The 18675-nt window shown below is 72.5% G+C and carries 16 protein-coding genes and 1 tRNA gene; 10 read left to right on the forward strand and 7 right to left on the reverse strand.

Annotated features, from left to right (window positions below; translation table 11 throughout):
• The first annotated feature begins 345 nt into the window (after positions 1-345).
• The 3 genes from ACZ4MF_RS18765 to ACZ4MF_RS18775 all read left to right on the forward strand — a co-directional run bounded on the left by ACZ4MF_RS18765 (position 346) and on the right by ACZ4MF_RS18775 (position 2489).
• Positions 346-1554, forward strand: a complete 1209-nt coding sequence (locus ACZ4MF_RS18765) for a helix-turn-helix domain-containing protein (RefSeq protein WP_467493074.1) — start codon at positions 346-348, stop codon at positions 1552-1554.
• A gap of 154 nt (positions 1555-1708) precedes the next feature.
• Entirely contained in the window at positions 1709-2311 is a 603-nt protein-coding gene (gene orn, locus ACZ4MF_RS18770; RefSeq protein ID WP_356037712.1) for an oligoribonuclease, read from the forward strand.
• A 105-nt stretch (positions 2312-2416) separates the two neighbouring features.
• A tRNA-His gene (locus ACZ4MF_RS18775) sits at positions 2417-2489 on the forward strand.
• A 37-nt stretch (positions 2490-2526) separates the two neighbouring features.
• On the opposite strand, the gene ACZ4MF_RS18780 is transcribed toward ACZ4MF_RS18775, so the two are convergent.
• Entirely contained in the window at positions 2527-3960 is a 1434-nt protein-coding gene (locus ACZ4MF_RS18780) for a sensor histidine kinase (protein WP_467493075.1), read from the reverse strand.
• Positions 3957-4676, reverse strand: coding sequence for a response regulator transcription factor (locus tag ACZ4MF_RS18785; RefSeq protein ID WP_356037707.1), 720 nt, complete (start codon positions 4674-4676; stop codon positions 3957-3959). The genes ACZ4MF_RS18780 and ACZ4MF_RS18785 overlap by 4 nt, the downstream gene beginning before the upstream one ends.
• 63 nt (positions 4677-4739) lie before the next feature.
• Here ACZ4MF_RS18785 and ACZ4MF_RS18790 point away from each other — a divergent pair, with 63 nt between their 5' ends.
• Positions 4740-5906, forward strand: a complete 1167-nt coding sequence (locus ACZ4MF_RS18790) for a UDP-N-acetylglucosamine--N-acetylmuramyl-(pentapeptide) pyrophosphoryl-undecaprenol N-acetylglucosamine transferase (protein ID WP_467493076.1) — start codon at positions 4740-4742, stop codon at positions 5904-5906.
• A gap of 13 nt (positions 5907-5919) precedes the next feature.
• The gene (locus ACZ4MF_RS18795) at positions 5920-6933 is read left to right on the forward strand and encodes an SDR family NAD(P)-dependent oxidoreductase (RefSeq protein WP_467493077.1); all 1014 of its coding nucleotides are present in this window, start codon (positions 5920-5922) and stop codon (positions 6931-6933) included.
• Here ACZ4MF_RS18795 and sigJ read toward each other — a convergent pair.
• Positions 6921-7886 carry an RNA polymerase sigma factor SigJ gene (gene sigJ / locus ACZ4MF_RS18800; protein ID WP_467493078.1) on the reverse strand — a complete coding sequence of 322 codons (966 nt, stop codon included), beginning with the start codon at positions 7884-7886 and terminating at the stop codon, positions 6921-6923. The genes ACZ4MF_RS18795 and sigJ overlap by 13 nt on opposite strands.
• 89 nt (positions 7887-7975) lie before the next feature.
• On the opposite strand from sigJ, the gene ACZ4MF_RS18805 reads away from it, so the two are divergent.
• On the forward strand, positions 7976-8341 hold the full coding sequence (locus ACZ4MF_RS18805) for a DoxX family protein (RefSeq protein WP_467493079.1): 366 nt from the start codon (positions 7976-7978) through the stop codon (positions 8339-8341).
• Between the two features lie 20 nt (positions 8342-8361).
• Here the strand turns inward: ACZ4MF_RS18805 and ACZ4MF_RS18810 are convergent, their stop codons facing one another.
• Complete coding sequence (locus ACZ4MF_RS18810) at positions 8362-9417, reverse strand: LacI family DNA-binding transcriptional regulator (protein ID WP_356037694.1); 1056 nt, start codon at positions 9415-9417, stop codon at positions 8362-8364.
• Positions 9418-9952: 535 nt separating this feature from the next.
• On the opposite strand from ACZ4MF_RS18810, the gene ACZ4MF_RS18815 reads away from it, so the two are divergent.
• The 4 genes from ACZ4MF_RS18815 to ACZ4MF_RS18830 all read left to right on the forward strand — a co-directional run bounded on the left by ACZ4MF_RS18815 (position 9953) and on the right by ACZ4MF_RS18830 (position 14742).
• On the forward strand, positions 9953-11278 hold the full coding sequence (locus ACZ4MF_RS18815) for an ABC transporter substrate-binding protein (protein ID WP_467493080.1): 1326 nt from the start codon (positions 9953-9955) through the stop codon (positions 11276-11278).
• Between the two features lie 5 nt (positions 11279-11283).
• The gene (locus ACZ4MF_RS18820) at positions 11284-12288 is read left to right on the forward strand and encodes a carbohydrate ABC transporter permease (protein WP_467493094.1); all 1005 of its coding nucleotides are present in this window, start codon (positions 11284-11286) and stop codon (positions 12286-12288) included.
• Positions 12289-12298: 10 nt separating this feature from the next.
• Positions 12299-13201, forward strand: a complete 903-nt coding sequence (locus ACZ4MF_RS18825; RefSeq protein WP_467493081.1) for a carbohydrate ABC transporter permease — start codon at positions 12299-12301, stop codon at positions 13199-13201.
• A 101-nt stretch (positions 13202-13302) separates the two neighbouring features.
• Positions 13303-14742 (forward strand): GH1 family beta-glucosidase, encoded by a 1440-nt coding sequence (locus ACZ4MF_RS18830; RefSeq protein ID WP_467493082.1) that lies wholly within the window; start codon positions 13303-13305, stop codon positions 14740-14742.
• A 60-nt stretch (positions 14743-14802) separates the two neighbouring features.
• Here the strand turns inward: ACZ4MF_RS18830 and ACZ4MF_RS18835 are convergent, their stop codons facing one another.
• The 3 genes from ACZ4MF_RS18835 to ACZ4MF_RS18845 form a co-directional block, all read right to left on the reverse strand.
• Positions 14803-16269 carry a glycoside hydrolase family 18 protein gene (locus ACZ4MF_RS18835; protein ID WP_467493083.1) on the reverse strand — a complete coding sequence of 489 codons (1467 nt, stop codon included), beginning with the start codon at positions 16267-16269 and terminating at the stop codon, positions 14803-14805.
• Between the two features lie 132 nt (positions 16270-16401).
• Positions 16402-17787 carry a sensor histidine kinase gene (locus ACZ4MF_RS18840; RefSeq protein ID WP_467493084.1) on the reverse strand — a complete coding sequence of 462 codons (1386 nt, stop codon included), beginning with the start codon at positions 17785-17787 and terminating at the stop codon, positions 16402-16404.
• The gene (locus tag ACZ4MF_RS18845) at positions 17784-18530 is read right to left on the reverse strand and encodes a response regulator transcription factor (RefSeq protein WP_467493085.1); all 747 of its coding nucleotides are present in this window, start codon (positions 18528-18530) and stop codon (positions 17784-17786) included. The genes ACZ4MF_RS18840 and ACZ4MF_RS18845 overlap by 4 nt, the downstream gene beginning before the upstream one ends.
• Between the last annotated feature and the right edge of the window lie 145 nt (positions 18531-18675).

Below are 18675 nucleotides of genomic sequence, written 5' to 3' on the forward strand. Positions count from 1 at the left end.
CAACTTCTCAATGTCGACCCAGGGGGGGCGCAACCACCCTCCAACCCCCGTTTGACCTGCACGGAAAGGGTCCATCGACGGCTGCGCACCCTACGCGGTTCGGCCACCGCGACAAGGCGCACTTCCCTACACCCCCCGCGAGTGCAACGCTTCGTGATCGAATGCTTCACGCCAAGTTGTCATGTCGACAATGTCCGGCGTGTCGAACCGGCCACCGTGAGACCGCGGTAGCCAGTAGATTCGATCTTGACTGTCTTTACGGCGGGGGACTCGTGCAGGACCGAGGGGAAACGTGCAGGAGCGACACAACCGAGGAGCCGCGACCACCGAGGGGGGCTTAGCAGTATGAGCCACGACTCCACTGCCGCGCCGGAAGCCGCGGCCCGGAAACTCTCCGGGCGCCGCCGCAAGGAGATCGTCGCGGTGCTGCTGTTCAGCGGCGGCCCCATCTTCGAGAGTTCCATTCCGCTGTCGGTGTTCGGGATCGACCGCCAGGACGCCGGCGTGCCGCGCTACCGACTGCTGGTGTGCGGCGGCGAGGAAGGTCCGCTGCGGACCACAGGGGGCCTGGAACTGACCGCACCGCATGGCCTGGAGGCGATCTCACGCGCCGGGACGGTCGTCGTACCGGCCTGGCGTTCGATCACCTCGCCGCCACCGGAGGAGGCGCTGGACGCCCTGCGCCGGGCACACGAGGAGGGCGCCCGCATCGTCGGGCTGTGCACCGGCGCCTTCGTCCTCGCGGCGGCGGGCCTGCTGGACGGCCGTCCCGCGACGACCCACTGGATGTACGCGCCGACGCTGGCCAAGCGCTATCCGTCGGTGCACGTCGATCCGCGAGAGCTCTTCGTGGACGACGGCGACGTGCTCACGTCGGCGGGTACGGCGGCCGGAATCGATCTCTGTCTCCACATCGTGCGGACGGACCACGGCAACGAGGCGGCCGGCGCGCTGGCCCGCCGCCTGGTCGTCCCACCGCGCCGGACAGGAGGCCAGGAGCGCTATCTGGACCGCTCTTTACCAGAGGAGATCGGCGCCGACCCGCTGGCCGAGGTCGTCGCCTGGGCGCTGGAACACCTCCACGAGCAGTTCGACGTGGAGACGCTGGCGGCACGCGCCTACATGAGCCGCCGTACGTTCGACCGCCGGTTCCGCTCGCTGACCGGGAGCGCGCCGCTGCAGTGGCTGATCACGCAGCGGGTGCTCCAGGCACAGCGGCTGCTGGAGACGTCGGACTACAGCGTGGACGAGGTGGCGGGCCGCTGCGGCTTCCGCTCCCCCGTCGCGCTGCGCGGGCACTTCCGCCGTCAGCTCGGCTCGTCCCCCGCCGCCTACCGGGCCGCCTATCGCGCCCGTCGGCCGCAGGGCGACCGGCCGGGTGAGCCGGAGCCCGCGCTGCCCCAGCCCGGCGCCCCGACCGGCCTGCCCGGACCGGGCCCGGTGACCGGCCCGGTCCCCGCCCTCCTCCACCCGGAGAGCGGCGTCCCGATGCAGAGCCGCCGGCAGGCGGCGGGCGCGGTCGGTCTGCTGCCGGGGCCCAGGCACGGCAGCTGAGCGGGTCGAGTTCCCCGCGCCCCGATCGGGGCGCGGGGAACTGCGCGACCGGCCACGACGAAGCCGCGGACTCCCGACGGCCGTCCCCCGGCACTCCTGCGGAGCACCCGGCACGGGGGGACCGAAAATCACCAGCCCGATTTAGGGTGGTCGCATGAACGATCGCATGGTGTGGATCGACTGCGAGATGACCGGCCTCTCGCTGTCCGACGACGCTCTCATCGAGGTGGCCGCCCTCGTCACCGACTCCGAGCTGAACGTACTCGGCGAGGGGGTGGACATCGTCATCCGCCCGCCGGAGCGGGCGCTGGAGACGATGCCGGAGGTGGTGCGTCAGATGCACACCGCGTCCGGACTGCTCGACGAGCTCCCGAACGGCACGACGCTGAAGGACGCCGAGGAGCAGGTCCTCGCGTATGTGCGGGAGCACGTGAAGGAGCCCGGCAAGGCCCCGCTGTGCGGCAACTCCGTCGGCACCGACCGCGGCTTCCTGCTGCGCGACATGCCGACCCTGGAGGACTACCTCCACTACCGGATCGTGGACGTGTCCTCCATCAAGGAGCTGGCCCGCCGCTGGTACCCGAGGGCGTACTTCAACAGCCCGGAGAAGAACGGCAACCACCGGGCCCTCGCCGACATCCGCGAGTCGATCGCCGAGCTGCGCTACTACCGCGAGGCCGTCTTCGTCCCGCAGCCCGGCCCGGACTCCGACACGGCGAAGTCGATCGCCGCCAAGTACGTCCTGCCCGCGCAGTAGCCCCGGGACCGGTGCTCGCCAAAACATGTGCGCGAGCACCCCTGCGGACCCTGTAGACTTCTTCTCGGCCGGTCGGGGAAACGACAAGTTCCACCACCGGTCGTGGTGGGTGTAGCTCAGCTGGTAGAGCACCTGGTTGTGGTCCAGGATGTCGCGGGTTCGAGTCCCGTCACTCACCCTCATCGATCAGCCGGTGACACCGTCGCGAGACGGAGTCACCGGCTGTTTTCGTTCGCCGGCAGCCGCAGCCGGAACAGGGCGCCGCCACCAGGAGCCTGGTGGGCCGTCAGCTCGGCGCCGTGGGTGTGGGCGATCTGGCGGGCCATCGCCAGGCCCAGCCCGGAGCCGGGCAGGGCGCGGGCGGTGCGGGAGCGGTAGAAGCGGTCGAAGACATGGGGCAGGTCGGCGGCGTCGATGCCGGGGCCGTGGTCGCGGACGGTGATCTCCAGCCGGCCGTCCCGCGGTGAGTGCAGCGCGGCCACCTCGACGCGGCCGCCCGCCGGGGAGAACTTCGCCGCGTTGTCCAAGAGGTTGGAGAACAGCCTGGTCAGACGGCTCGGGACGGCAGCCGTCAGGGTGGCGGCGGCCCAGGGGTCGGTCTCCAGGGCGAACCCGATGTGCGGCCAGTGGTCCCGGGCGGCGGCCACGGCATGCTCCAGCAGGGCCGTCGGCGGCACCACCTCCAGCGCCCGCTGCGGCTCCTCGTCGCGGGCCAGGTCGATCAGGTCGTTGACCAGGTTCGTGACCTCCCGCAGCTGGCGGGTGAGGGCGCCCGTCGCGCGCTCCCGCTGGCGCGGGGTCAGCCGGTCCGCCCGGAGCAGGATCTCCGCGTTGGCGCGCAGTGCGGTCAGCGGGGTGCGCAGCTCGTGCGACGCGTCGGCGACCAGGCGCCGCTGGGCGGCCAGGGACTCCTCCAGGGCGTCGAGCATGGTGTTGAAGCTCACCGCGAGCCGGGTGATCTCGTCCTCCCGGCCGCGCGGACCGGACGGCCCGGGCGGCAGCTCGATGCGGTGCCCGGCGTCGCGCGTGGCGGTGATCCGCTCCGCCGTCGAGGTCAGCCGGGCCACCGGGGCCAGGCCCGAGCGGGACACCCAGTAGCCGAGCAGCGCGGCCACCGGCACCCCGGCCCCGCCGATCACCGCCAGCAGCCCGGCGACCTGCCGCTCGGCCCGCCGTACCCCGTCGGAGCGCAGCGCCACCTGCATGGCCAGGCCCTTGCCCGCGGGCGTGGTCAGCACCCGCACCGGGTGACCGGCCACCGAGGCGGTGCCGAAGTACGGCGCCCGGTCCCGGCCCGCGACCTGGCGCACGGCGCCGGTGACGGGCAGCAGATAGCTCTCCTTCGGGTCGTCGGCGGCCGACGCGGGCACGAGCTGGGCGCACGCGGGCGCCGCCAGATAGCGGCACTCGCCGGCCTGCACGCCGGGCCCGTTCTGCCGGTGCTGCTGGATCGCCAGCGTCGCCGCCTGGGTGAGCTGGAGGTCGAACTGCCGGTTCAGGGTGTAGACGCTGACGGCGTACGCGCCCGCGCACACCGCCAGCGCCACGCCGGCGACGGCGGCGGAGGCGGTGAGCGCCAGCCGGCGGCGCAGCGGCGGACGGCGGTGCCGGCGGGGTCGGGGCCGAAGGCGGGGGCGGGCGCGGGTCATCGCTCGTCCAGGACGTAGCCGACGCCGTACACGGTGTGCACGAGACGCGAGGCGCCGCCCGCCTCCAGCTTGCGGCGCAGATAACCGACGTACACGGCGAGGGAGTTGGAGTCGGGGCCGAGGTCGCGGCCCCACACCCAGCGCATGATCGTCTCCCGCTCCAGGACCTGGCCCGGGTGGCGCAGCAGCAGGTCCAGCAGGGCCCACTCGGTGCGGGTGAACTCCAGCCGCCGGCCCGCGCGCACCGCCGAGCGGCTCTCGGGGTCCAGGAGCAGGTCGGCGAAGCGCGGCGCGTCCGGCTGCGGCAGCTCGCCGGGGCCGGCGCGCCGCAGCAGGGCGCGCAGCCGGGCCGCCAGCTCGTCCAGCGCGAACGGCTTGACCAGATAGTCGTCCGCGCCCGCGTCCAGACCGTCCACCCGGTCGCTGACCGCGTCGAGCGCGGTGAGCACCAGGATCGGGGTACGGTCGCCCAGCGCCCGCAGCTGCCGGCACACGGCCAGCCCGTCCACCACCGGCATCATCACGTCCAGCACCAGGGCGTCCGGCTCCCAGTCCACCACCGCCGCGAGCGCCGCGTGGCCGTCCGCCGCGCCGCGCACGGTGAAGCCCTCCAGCGTCAGTCCGTCCTCCAGGGCGGCCCGCACCTCCGGATCGTCGTCCACCACCAGGACCCGCCCGAAGGCGCCGGGGGACGGGGCGTACGCTGCGTCGTTCATGGCCCCAGCGTGCCAAACCGCTCTCTTATAAGCCTCTTAGAACGGCTCGCGAGCGTGCCGGGCATGGACACTCCGCTCTCCGTCGTGATCGGTGCCGGGGGCACCGGCGGCCACATCTATCCCGGGCTCGCGCTGGCCGACGCGCTGCTCCGCCGGGTGCCCGACGCGGTGATCTCCTTCGTCGGCACCGAGCGCGGCCTGGAGACCCGGCTCATCCCCGAGGCCGGGTACCGGCTGCACACGGTCGACATGATCCCCTTCGACCGCTCCCTCGGCGCGAAACGCTTCACCCTGCCCGCCGCGCTGCTGAAGTCGGCCGGGCAGTGCCGGGCCATCCTGCGGGAACAGGGCGCGCGGGTCGCCGTCGGCATGGGCGGCTATCCGAGCGCCCCGGTCATCCTCGGCGCCCGCCTCGCCTCGCTGCCGAGCGTCATCCACGAGTCCAACGCGGTGCCCGGCCGGGCCAACGCCTTCGCCGCCCGGCTCACCCCGCACATCGCGCTCGCCTTCGAGGCGGGCGGCGACCGGCTGCCCGCGTCCGGCCGGCCCGAGCTGGTCGGCATGCCGCTGTCCGGCCCGCTGGCCGCCCTCGACCGGGCGGGCGCGCGCGAGGCCGCCCGCCGGGAGCTGGGCATCGGCGCGCACACCCGGCTGCTCCTCGTCAACGGCGGCAGCCTGGGCGCGGCCCGGCTCACCGAGGCGGCCCTCGGGCTCGCCGAGCGCTGGCGGGAACGCACCGGCGTACGGCTGCTGATCAAGACCGGGCCCGCGGCGCTGGGGGAGGCCCGCGCCCGGCTGCGCGCCACCGGAGCCGACCGGGTCGCCGAGGCCGTGGCCTACCTGGACCGCATCGACCGGACGTACGCCGCCGCCGATCTGCTGGTGTGCCGGGCGGGCTCGGCGACCGTCGCCGAGCTGGCCACCATCGGCCTGCCCGCCGTCCTCGTGCCGTACCCGCACGCCCCCGGTGACCACCAGACGCACAACGCCCGCACCCTCACCGGCATCGGCGCGGGGGTGCTGCTGCGGGACGAGGCGACCACGGCCGCGTCCCTCGACGCCCTCGCCGGGCCCCTGCTCGACGACCCGCGCCGGCTGGACGCCATGTCCCGCGCCGCGGCCGCGGCCGGCGTCGGCGCGCTGCACCGGGACGCGGCCGACCGGCTGGCCCGCAAGGTGCTCCGGCTCGCGGGTCACCCGCTGCCCGCCCCTGTTTCCCACTCCCGCTGAGAAAGGCCCCGCCATGAACGCGACCGCCCGCCCCACGACCGGCTTCTTCCACGGCCGTACCGTCCTCGTCACCGGAGCCGAGGGCTTCATCGGCTCCACGCTGGTCGACCTGCTCGTCCGCGAGGGTGCCACCGTCCGCGCCCTCGTCCACTACAAGCCGTATGCCGAGAAGGGCAACCTCGCCCGTCTCCAGGACCACCCGCAGGTGGAACTGATCGCGGGGGACGTGCGCGATCCGGGCCGGGTGATGGACGCCGTGGCCGGCTGCGACACCGTCTTCCACCTCGCCGCCCTCATCGGCATCCCCTACAGCTACGACTCCCCGGGCGCCTACGTCGCCGTCAACGTCACCGGCACCGAGCACATCGCCGAGGCCTGCCGCCGGCACCGGGTGCGGCGGCTGGTGCACACCTCCACCAGCGAGGTCTACGGCACCGCCCTGACCGTCCCGATCGGCGAGGACCACCCGCTCCAGCCGCAGTCGCCGTACTCGGCCTCGAAGATCGGCGCCGACATGATGGTCCTCTCCCACCACCACGCCTTCGACCTGCCCGTGACGGTCGTACGGCCCTTCAACACCTACGGCCCCCGCCAGTCCGCCCGCGCCGTGATCCCCACGATCCTCGCCCAACTGCACGCCGGCGCCCGCGAGATACGCCTCGGCTCGCTGACCCCGACCCGTGACTTCACCTACGTCACCGACACCGCGCGCGGCTTCCTCGCCGTCGCGCAGTGCGACCGGGCGCTCGGTGACGTCGTCAACCTCGGCACCGGCGAGGAGATCGCCATCGGCGACCTGGCCCGCAAGCTGATCGCCGTCTCCGGGCGGGACGCGGAGATCGTCGTGGACGAGGCGCGGCTGCGCCCGGCCGGCAGCGAGGTGCACCGCCTGCTGTCGGACAACTCCCGTGCCCGCACCTGGGCTTCGTGGAAGCCGGAGGTCTCCCTCGACGAGGGCCTGCGCCGCACCTCGGACTGGATCCGCGGCAACCTCCACCTGTTCGCGCCCGGCCGCTATGCGGTCTGACCCCCGGTGGGTCGCGGTCCCGGCAGCAGCCCGATGCCGGACACCGGTCCGAGGTGAGCGAGCTTGTCGGGGTTGGACACGGCGTGGATCGCCCGGACCGCGCCGTCGGCGATGTCGAGCACGACCACACTGGCCACGCGGCCCTCGGCGTCGTAAGTGACCCCACCCGGGCGGCCGTTGACCCAGGCCGGTTCGAGGACGGCACCGAGCGTCCGGACCCGGCGGAAGCCGCCGACGAGCAGGTGGGCGATCCGCCGCGGCTCGGTCACCGACGCCCCGAGCGCCTGTGCCTTGCCGCCGCCGTCGCCCTGGAACACCACGTCGGGAGCGAGCATGCCGAGCAGGGCGTCCAGGTCGCCGCTGTCGGCGGCCGCGAAGAACCGGTCGGCCAGCCGTGCGCCCTCCGCCCGCCGCACCGGGAGCGGCACGGGGCCGGCCGGCCGAGCGCCGGGGGCGACGCGTTTCCTGGCGCGGGCGAAGATCTGCCGGCAGTTCGCCTCGGACTTGCCGGTGATGCGCGCCACGTCCGGGTAGCCGTAACCGAAGACCTCGCGCAGCACGAACACCGCGCGTTCCACCGGCGAGAGGACCTCCAGCAGCACGAGGAACGCCATCGACAGCGCGTCGGACAGCTCGGCGTGCTCGGCCGGCCCGGACCCGTCGGCGGCGACCACGACCGGCTCGGGCAGCCAGTCGCCCACGTAGGTCTCGCGTCGTACCCGCGCCGACTTCAGGTGGTTGATGGCGAGCCGGGTCACCGCCGTGGTCAGGTACGCCTTCAGGTCGGCGATCACGGTGCCCGCCCGGCGCGCCCGGGTCAGCCCGAGGAAGGCGTCCTGCACGAGGTCCTCGGCGTCGCCCACGGAGCCCGTCATCCCGTAGGCGACGGAGAACAGCAGCGGCCGGTACGCGTACGCGTCCGTCCCTGCGGACGTCTCTGCGGAGACGCACATCACATCTTCCTCCTTCACAGCGTGCGCGGGTGTCCTGTCTCAGAGGGGCGACAGCACAGCACACGCAACCACCCCGCGAGGAGAGAGCCATGAACGTCGCCCTGTGGATCGTCGCCGGACTGCTGGCCGCCGCCTACCTGGCGGGCGGCGGCTACAAGGTGATCACCCCGAAGGAGAAGATCGCCGCCGCCGGGGCCAGTGGCCGCTGGGTCGACGACTTCGGCGCCGGCGCCGTGAAGGCCATCGGAGTCCTGGAGATCCTGGCCGCGGCGGGCCTGGTCCTGCCCGCCGCCCTCGGCATCGCACCGGTGCTGGTGCCGCTGGCCGCCCTCGGTCTGGTGGTGCTGATGACCGGTGCCGCGCTCACCCGCGCCCGACGCCACGAGTACCGCCTGGTGGCGGTGGACCTGGCCTACATCGCCCTGGCCGCGTTCGTGGCCTGGGGCCGCTTCTGACGGCATCGCCTCGGAGTCCGTTACGACGACGCCCGCACCACCAGCTCCGTCGGCAGCACCGCATGCCGTCGCTCCAGCTCCCGGGAGGCGGCCGGGCGCCGGTCGGCGATCTCGGCGAGCAGCAGGTCGATCATCGCGCGGCCCATCTCCTCGATGGGCTGGCGGACGCTGGTCAGCGGCGGGTCCATGTGGCGGGCGATGGCGGAGTCGTCGTAGCCGATCAGCGCCACGTCGTCCGGGATACGGCGGCCCGCCTCGCGCAGCACCTGGCGGGCGCCCGCCGCCGTCACGTCCGAACCGGCGAAGACCGCGTCCAGGCCGGGGTGCCGCTCCAGCAGGACGGACATGGCCCGTCGGCCGCCCTCTTCCGTGAAGTCCCCCGGCTCGACGAGGAGTTCGTCCGTCTCGCGGCCCGCGTCACGCAGGGCGTCGCGGTAGCCGTCGACGCGGCGCTGGGCGCCGTAGACGTCGAGGCGGCCGGTGATGTGCGCGATCTCGGTGCGCCCCCGGGCCAGCAGGTGCTCGACGGCCGAGCGGGCGCCGCCGTAGTTGTCGGAGTCCACCGAGGTGAGCGTCTCGCCGGCCGAGCGCGGGCCGCTGATCACGGCCGGGATCTCCAGCTGGGCCAGCAGATCGGGCAGCGGGTCGTCGGCGTGCACCGAGACCAGCAGGACGCCGTCCACGCGGTGCGCCGCGAGGTACTGGGCGAGGCGCCGGCGCCCCCGGGCGTTGCCCGCGAAGGTCAGCAGCAACTGCATCTCGGTGTCGGCGAGTTCGGCGCCGACACCGCGCAGCATGTCCGAGAAGTAGGGCTCGGCGAAGAAGCGGGTCTCGGGCTCGGGGACGACGAGGGCGATCGCGTCGGTGCGGTTGGCCGCGAGGGCGCGGGCCGCGGTGTTGGGGACGTAACCCAGTTCGGCGACGGCCGCCTCGACCGCGGCGCGGGTGGCGTCGCTGACCCGGGGCGAGCCGTTGATCACCCGCGAGACCGTGCCCCGGCCGACCCCGGCCCGTGCGGCGACCTCCTCGAGCGTGGGCCGCCCACCGCTCCGGCCCCGCGCTCCGTGGCTTGCCATGGGCTCCGCCTTTCCGCAGCATCGTCTGTGCTGGCCGAATGTAACAGGCACCCTTCACCGCGACAGCTGCCCCTGGGAGCTGCCGACTCACCCCGGCTGGGGTCACATTCCCGTCGTCCGCCCGAAGGGCGGGCCGCGCAGCGTCCGGTGCGTGCAGCCGCAAGGCGGAGGAGGGAGTCGACGCGATGGGGCCCCTCCCGCCCGAGCGAAGCCGAGCGCGGGGAAGTCGGCGACCGACGACAACGCCGCTGGGGGTGCCCCCTCCGGGAGGAGCGCGTGCCAGGGCCCGCGACGCCGGGATGATCCAAACGACACCCCCTAACGCTCCGATAACCGAAGGCACTCCTGCGTGTCCGCTCCCTTGACACCCCGCCGCTGAGCGACGACTCTTCAACCCATCACGTGTGGGAGCGCTCCCACACTACCTGACACATACACATCCCGCACGTTCCCCGCCCGAGCCGCAGCGAGTGACAGACGGGCCCAACAGTGCAGTTGGCCGGGGGGTCGGCACGTCAGGCAACAGGAGGACGCAATGCGCACGAGCATCCGCCGGTCCCGCAGGCTGGGGGCCCTCGCGGCCGTGGCCGCGCTGACCACGGGACTGCTGGCCGGCTGCGCCAAGGACAGCGGCGGTTCGTCGGACACCTCGGGCGGTGGCGGCGGCAAGGGCAAGACCACGATCACCCTGGGCCTGTTCGGCGCCATGGGCTTCAAGGAGGCCGGGCTCTACACCGACTACGAGAAGCTCCACCCCGGCATCTCGATCCAGGAGAACGTGATCGAGAAGAACGAGAACTACTACCCGGCCCTGGTCAACCACCTCACCACCAACAGCGGCCTCCAGGACGTCCAGGCGGTCGAAGTCGGCAACATCGCCGAGGTCGTACAGACCCAGGCGGCCAAGCTGGAGGACCTCTCCAAGGTCGCGGGCGTGGACAAGGGCAACTGGCTGGACTGGAAGTGGCAGCAGGCCACCACCAAGGACGGGCAGACGGTCGGCCTCGGCACCGACATCGGCCCGATGGCGATCTGCTACCGCAAGGACATGTTCAAGGCGGCCGGGCTCCCGACCGACCGCGACCAGGTGTCCAAGCTGTGGGCCGGCGACTGGAGCAAGCTCGTCGCCGCCGGCGAGCAGTACCAGAAGAAGGCCCCCAAGGGCACCACCTTCATGGACTCCCCCGGCGGTCTGCTCAACGCGATCCTCAGCAGCGCGAGCCAGAAGTTCTACGATCCCTCCGGCAAGGTCGTCTACAAGACGAACCCGGCCGTGAAGAGCGCCTTCAACCTGACGGCACAGGCCGCCAAGGACGGACTGGTGCAGTCGCAGCCGCAGTTCCAGCCGGGCTGGGACCAGCTGATCTCCAACAGCAAGTTCGCCTCCGTGGCCTGCCCGCCGTGGATGCTCGGCTACATCAAGGGCAAGTCGAAGGCGGACGCCGCCGGTCAGTGGGACGTGGCCCAGGCACCGCAGGCCGGCAACTGGGGCGGCACCTTCCTGGCCGTGCCCAAGTCCGGCAAGCACGTCACCGAGGCCGAGAAGTTCGTCGCCTGGCTGACCGCGCCCGCCCAGCAGGCCAAGCTCTTCGCCGTCCAGGGCAGCTTCCCGAGCGCGCCGCCCGCGTACGCCATGTCCCAGGTGACCGGCGCGAAGAACCAGATGACCGGGGACGCCCCGATCGGCGCGATCTTCGCGCAGGCCGCCAAGTCCATCCCGAACCAGCCGATCGGTCCGAAGGACCAGATCATCCAGCAGGGCCTGACGGACAACGGCGTCATCCTGGTGACCAAGGGCAAGTCCGCCGAGGACGCCTGGAACACGGCCGTCAAGACCATCGACAACAACCTGGAGAAGTGACCGGCATGGCCACCCGGCACGACACCGCCGCGCCCCCCGCGAAGGGGGGCGCGGCCCCGGCCCGCCCCGAGGTGGTACGGACGACGGACGAGCGGCGGCGGGCGCGGCTGTCCCGGCGCTGGCAGCGCGACATCCGCTGGAGCCCGTACGCCTTCGTCTCCCCCTTCTTCCTTCTCTTCGTGGCGTTCGGCCTCTTCCCACTGATCTACACGGGCTGGGCCTCGCTGCACACCGTGGAGCTGACCGCGCCGACCGACATGCAGTGGGCGGGGCTGCACAACTACACCCGGATCTTCGACGACGACTTCTTCTGGAACGCGGCGAAGAACACCCTGACCATCGGCATCATCTCGACCGTCCCGCAGCTGGCGATGGCGATGGGGCTCGCCCACATCCTCAACTACAAGCTGCGTGCCTCGACCTTCTTCCGGGTCGTGATGCTGGCGCCGTACGCGACGTCGATCGCCGCCGCCTCGCTGGTCTTCGTGCTGCTCTTCGGCCGCGACTACGGCATGATCAACTGGGCGCTGCACTTCGTCGGCGGCGGTCACGTCGACTGGCAGAACGACAGGTGGCCTTCGCAGATCGCGGTCTCCTCGATCGTCGTCTGGCGCTGGACCGGCTACAACGCGCTGATCTACCTGGCGGCGATGCAGGCCGTCCCGCAGGACCTGTACGAGTCGGCGGCGCTGGACGGCGCCAACCGCTGGCAGCAGTTCTTCCACGTCACGCTGCCGCAGTTGCGCCCGACGATCCTGTTCACCTGTGTCGTGTCGACCATCGGGGCCTCCCAGCTCTTCGGCGAGCCGCTGATGTTCGACGCCAACAAGGGCGCCTCCGGCGGTGCCGAGCACCAGTTCCAGACCCTCGGCCTGTACCTGTACGAGCAGGGCTGGGTGAACCAGCACCTGGGCCGCGCCTCCGCGATCGCCTGGACGATGTTCCTGATCCTCATCGTGATCGGGATCGTCAACTACGTCATCTCGCGCCGCCTGCGCGAGAGTAGTTAGGAGTACGGCCGTGACGACGACCCTGACCCCGACCGACGCGACCGCGAAGGAGCCCCGGCGGACGCGGCGGCCGAAGTCGGCGCGGGCCGGCGGGACGCTGCACGCGGGCCCCCTCGCCTACGCGGTGCTGATCCTGTTCTCGCTCGGCTCGCTGTTCCCGCTGGTGTGGACGGCGATCGCCGCGTCGCGCGACAACAACCGGCTGGCCGAGACGCCGCCGCCGTTCTGGTTCGGCTCGAACCTGGCACACAACCTGAACGTCGCCTGGAACGACGCCAATCTGGGCAAGGCCTTCCTCAACACCACCTTCGTGGCGGGCGTTTCGGCGGCGACCATCGTCTTCCTCTCGACGATCGCCGGGTTCGCCTTCGCCAAGCTGCGGTTCAAGGGCCGGGGTGCCCTGATGCTGATCGTGATCGGCACGATGATGGTGCCGCCGCAGCTGAGCGTCATCCCGCTGTACATGATGGTCGCGAAGCTCGACTGGACCGACCAGCTCCAGGCGGTGATCCTGCCGTCGCTGGTGAGCGCGTTCGGCGTGTTCTTCATGCGGCAGTACCTGATGCAGGCGCTGCCCGACGAGCTGATCGAGGCCGCCCGGGTGGACGGCGCGAGCAGCTGGCGGGTGGTGTGGCACATCGTGTTCCCGGCGGCCCGGCCGGCGATGGCGGTGCTGGGGATGCTGATGTTCGTGCAGACCTGGAACGACTTCCTGTGGCCGTTCCTGGTGCTCACCCAGAACGGCAACCCGACCGTGCAGGTCGCGGTCTCGGCGCTGGGCCGCGGCTACACCCCCGACCAGTCCCTGATCATGGCGGGCGCGCTGCTCGGCACGCTGCCGCTGCTGCTCGTGTTCGCGGTCTTCGGCAAGCAGATCGTGGGCGGGATCATGCAGGGCGCGGTCAAGGGCTGAGCGCCCGCGTCCGCCGAAGGGGGCCGGGGCACCGCCGCCCCGCCCCCTCACCACTTCCTTTGTTCCGTCGGTCTCCTACGACCCCATATGGGAGCGCTTCCATGCCTGAGTCTGTCTCCTCCGTCCCCTCCATGACGTTCCCGCCGGCCTTCCTGTGGGGCGCGGCGACCTCGGCGTACCAGATCGAGGGGGCGGTGCGGGAGGACGGCCGTACCCCCTCGATCTGGGACACCTTCAGCCATACGCCGGGCCGGACGGCCGGCGGCGAGACCGGTGACATCGCGGTCGACCACTACCACCGCTACCGCGCCGACGTGGCGCTGATGGCGGAGCTGGGCCTGAGCGCGTACCGCTTCTCGGTCTCCTGGCCCCGGGTGCAGCCGACCGGCCGGGGCCCGGCGGTGCAGCGGGGCCTGGACTTCTACCGCCGGCTGGTGGACGAGCTGCTGGCGCACGGCATCAAGCCGTCGCTCACCCTCTACCACTGGGATCTGCCGCAGGAGCTGGAGGACGCGGGCGGCTGGCCGGAGCGGGACACCGCGCTGCGCTTCGCCGAGTACGCGCGGCTGGTCGGCGAGGCGCTGGGCGACCGGGTGGAGCTGTGGACCACCCTCAACGAGCCCTGGTGCAGCGCCTTCCTGGGCTACGGCTCCGGGGTGCACGCGCCCGGCCGTACCGAGCCGGAGGCCTCGCTGCGTGCCGCCCATCACCTCAACCTGGCGCACGGGCTTGCGGCTTCGGCGCTGCGCTCGGTGATGCCGTCCCGCAACCGGATCGCCGTCAGTCTCAACTCCTCGGTGGTCCGGCCGCGTTCGCAGGACCCGGCCGACCTGGCGGCGGCCCGCCGGATCGACGACCTGGCCAACGGGATCTTCCACGGCCCGATGCTGCACGGCGCCTACCCCGAGTCGCTGTTCGCGGCGACGGCGTCGGTCACCGACTGGTCGTACGTCCTCGACGGCGATGTGCGCACGGCGGGCGCGAAACTGGACGCGCTGGGCCTGAACTACTACACCCCGGCGCTGGTCTCGGCCACGTCCGGCGCGATCGCGGGCCCGCGGGCGGACGGCCACGGCGCGAGCGAGCACTCCCCCTGGCCGGGCGCCGACGACGTGCTCTTCCACCAGACGCCGGGCGAGCGCACGGAGATGGGCTGGACCATCGACCCGACGGGCCTGTACGACCTGATCACGCGCTACGCGCACGAGGCCCCGGGCCTGCCGCTGTACATCACCGAGAACGGCGCGGCCTACGACGACAAGCCGGACCCCGAGGGCCGCGTCCACGACCCCGAGCGCATCGCCTATCTGCACGGCCACCTGTCGGCCGTGCGCCGCGCGATCACCGACGGCGCCGACGTGCGCGGCTACTACCTGTGGTCCCTGATGGACAACTTCGAGTGGGCGTACGGCTACGGCAAGCGGTTCGGCGCGGTGTACGTGGACTACGCGACGCTGGAGCGCACCCCGAAGTCGAGCGCCCGCTGGTACGGCGAGGTGGCACGGACGGGGACGCTGCCGCCGGTGGACTCCGCCGCCTGACGAGGAGGCCGGGGCGCGGCACCCTGGGGGATGCCGCGCCCGGTCCGCCGTGCCGCGGGTTCAGTTGACGGCGCCGAAGGCCTTCGAGAAGGCGAACGGGGACTGGACGATCGAGCTGCACGTGGGGTCGGCGGAGTTCTTCGCGCCGCCGGGGCACTGCTTGTCTCGGGCCGCGGACCACATCGACAGGCCGCCGAGGCCCTTGGACCTGGCGAAGTTCACCAGCTGGGTGGCGTCGTCGACCTTGAAGGTCTCGGAGGAGACGTCGTTGACGCCGATCATCGGGGTGACGGCGACGGCCTTCCAGGCGGCGGCGTCCGACAGCCCGAGGACGCCCTTGATCTGGGCCTGGGTCGCGGTGGCGGCCTGCTGGGCGTAGTCGCCCATGTCGCCGCTGTAGGAGGAGCCGTAGTCCATCGCCATGATGTTGACGGTGCTGATCCTCGCGCCGTTGGACTTGGCGTCGGACAGGAGGTTCACGCCGTCCTGGGTGAGGCCCTCGGGCATCACCGGGAGGGTGAAGGAGACGTCCAGGCCCGGGTGTTGCGCCTGGAGCTTCGCTATCGCCTTGGCCCGCAGGGTGTTGGCCGCCGTGTTCGGCAGCGCGCCGCCCTCGACGTCGAAGTCGACCTTGGTGAGCTTGAACGCGTCGATCGCCTTGCCGTACGCCGCTGCCAGCGCGTCGGCGGACGAGCAGGTGGTGGCCAGCTCGGAGCCGGAGGCGCCGCCGAAGGAGACCCGGACGTCACCGCCCTTGGCGCGCAGCGCGCCGATCTGCTGGGCGACGGCGTCGCCGGTCAGGTCGGTCACGCCGCCCCACTTGGGGGTGCAGCCGCCGCCGTCGGTGACGAAGGCCAGGTTGTAGTTCTTCACCCCGGTCGCGTTCGCCGCGCCGACCAGGTCGAAGGCCGGGTAGAGGGAGGTGTCGACGTACGGCGAGAAGCCGGCGGAGGCGGCGGTGCCGCTGCCCGTCGTCCCGGAGGCGGTCGGCGTCGGGGTCGGGGGCGCGCTCTGGGTGGGCGTGGAGGTCCTGGTGGCCGTCGGGGTCGGGGCCGGGGACGGGGTCCCGGTGGGGCGGCCGCTGGGCTCGGGGGTGGGGCCGCTGTCCGCCGAGCACGGGGAGTCGTCGATACGGCAGCCGGTCGGGGCGCCGGCGCCCTCGACCACGAAGCCGACGGTCACCGACCTGCCCGGGGCGAGGCCCTCGGTGTCCCACTTCGCCGGCTTCACGGTGACGTGCGAACCGCTCACGCTCGACTCGCCGTTCCACAGCGATCCGAGCCTGGCGCCCGCCGGGAGGTCGAACTCCAGCGTCCAGGTCTTCTCCGGTGCGCCGCTGGTGTTGGTGACGACGTACTGGGCGGTGTAGCCGGTCGACCAGTCGCTGGTCCTCGTGTACGCGGCGTTCACGCTCGCCGCGTTCGCGGTGCCGGTGAGCAGGACCGCGCCGCCGCCGACGACGGCCGCGGCCACGAGGCCGCCGATCGCCTTGTTCCTGCCACTGATCCTGCGCCGGTGCGTGCTCATGCGCATGCCTGCCTTCGATGTTCACGGGGGTGGGGTGCGGCAGCACGCTAGCGATCCGGAATCGGACAAACCGAGTGATCGGGACGGTGGTTGAAGACCTTAGGGTGCGCTTAAGGAAGGGATCGGGGACGGTTAATGGTCGAGACCAGTCGCGACCGGTTTGCGTGTTCGGCGCCGGTGCACCCGCCCCCGTGCCGGCCGCCGTCCGTCCAGCTGGAACCAGATCCGCACCTCGGTGCCGCCCAGCACCGAGGAGCCGATGCGCACGTCGCCGCCCGTGGACTCGGCGAGCCGGCGCACGATGTCGAGGCCCAGTCCGGTCGAACCGGCGCTCCCGGAGCCGCTTCCTCGGGCCATGGCCGACTCCGGGTCGGATATGCCGGGGCCCGCGTCCGAGACCAGCACGATCACCGCGTCCTCGCCGTTGTGCACGTCGACCGCGAAGGCGGTGCCCTCGGCGGTGTGCCGGAAGACGTTGCCGAGCAGGGCGTCGAGCGCCGCGGCCAGATCGGCGCGAGCCACGGGTATGCGCACCGGACCGTCGACGCCGGCCACCCGCCACTTGCGTCCCTCGTCCTCGGCGAGCGCGGACCAGAACTCCATGCGCTCACGGACCACCGCGGCCGCGTCGCACCCGGCGCCGGTCCCGGCCGTGGCCATGGCCGTCTGCGGCTTGGCCTCCCGGGCCGTACGGATGATGGTGTCGACCTCGCGCTCCAGCTGGGCGACGGCCGCCCGGGTCTGCTCGGCGGCCGGACCGGCGCCGAGGGAGGCCGCGTTGAGCCGGAGCACCGTGAGCGGCGTACGCAGCCGGTGGGAGAGGTCGGCCGCCAGTTCCCGTTCGTTGGCGAGGAGTTGGACGACCTGGTCGGCCATGGAGTTGAACGCGACGGCGGCGAGTCTGAGTTCGCTCGGGCCGTCCTCCGGCACCCGGGAGCCCAGCCTGCCCTCGCCCAGTTCGCGCGCGCCCCGCACCAGCCGCTGCGCGGGCCGCACCATGCGCACCCCGAGCCGGTCGGCGACGGCGACCGAGCCGACGATCAGCGCCAGGCCGACGCCCGCGAGCACCGCCCAGGCCGTGCCGACGCCGTGGGTCACCTCGGACTCGGGGACGTAGACCTCGACGACCGCGATGGTGCCGGAGCCGAGCGCGACCGGCTGGAGCAGCGTGGAGCCGCCGGAGACGGTCGTCGTCGAGGCCCGGCCCATGCTGCGGACGGCCTCGATGTCGCGGTCGGCGGCGCGCTGTCTGCCCAGGTCGAGCGCGGAGCGGCCGTCGGCGGCGGGCAGGTGCACGGCCATCCCGGAGTCGGCGCCGGCCGAGGCCACCACCCGCTCCAGCTTGTCCCGGTCGGTGGTGATGGACAGCGCGGGCGCGACGGCGGCGGCCTCCCGCTCGGCGTTCGAGAACGCCCGGTCGCGGGCCATCTCCCGGACGACCAGCCCGAGCGGGACGGCGAAGGCGACCACGACCATCGCGGTGACCGCCAGGCAGACCCTGACCAGGGCCCACCTCATCGCGCCGGCCTCCCGCCGGACCCGCCCGCCGCGTCCGCCCCGCCCGCTCCGCCTTCGACGGGCGGTTCGATCTTCACGCCGACGCCGCGCAGGGTGTGCAGATAGCGGGGCCGAGCGGCCGTCTCCCCCAATTTCCGGCGCAACCAGGACAGATGGACGTCGATGGTCTGGTCGTCGCCGTAGGACTGCTGCCAGACCTCGGCGAGGAGTTCCTTGCGCGGGACGACGACACCGGGCCGGCCGGCCAGGAAGGCGAGCAGGTCGAACTCGCGGCGGGTGAGGTCGAGGCGGACGCCGTCCAGCTCGGCCTGCCGACGCAGCGGGTCGACGCTCAGCCCGCCGACCCGGAGCACCGGCGAGGGCGGGGCCTCCCCGCCCGCGGAGCGGGCCCGGCGCAGCACGGCCGCGATCCGGGCGGAGAGGTGGTCGACCGAGAACGGCTTGGTCAGATAGTCGTCCGCCCCGGCGTTCAGCAGCCGGACGACCTCCGTCTCGTCGTCCCGGGCGGTGGCGATGATGACCGGCACGTCCGTGATGCCGCGCAGCATCTTCAGGGCCTCGGAGCCGTCCAGGTCCGGCAGTCCGAGGTCCAGGATGACCACGTCGAAACGGAAATGGGCGACCTCGCGCAGCGCCTCCAGCGCCGTACCGACACTGCGCACGGTGTGCGCGGCGTCGGTCAGATGCCGGATGAGCGCCGAGCGTACGAACTGGTCGTCCTCGACCACGAGCACACTTGCCATGCGCCGCACCGTACGCCATGCGGTGAGACCCGGTCCGGGCCTGTGGACAACGGGTAGGAGGCGGGGCCCCAAAAATGACCGCCTCCGAATCCACGGTGATCATGGCCCCTCGCCTTCGATCCTCTCGTTCGGCCCCTCGAACGCC

It is taken from the genome of Streptomyces sp. NPDC025793 (assembly GCF_055558375.1).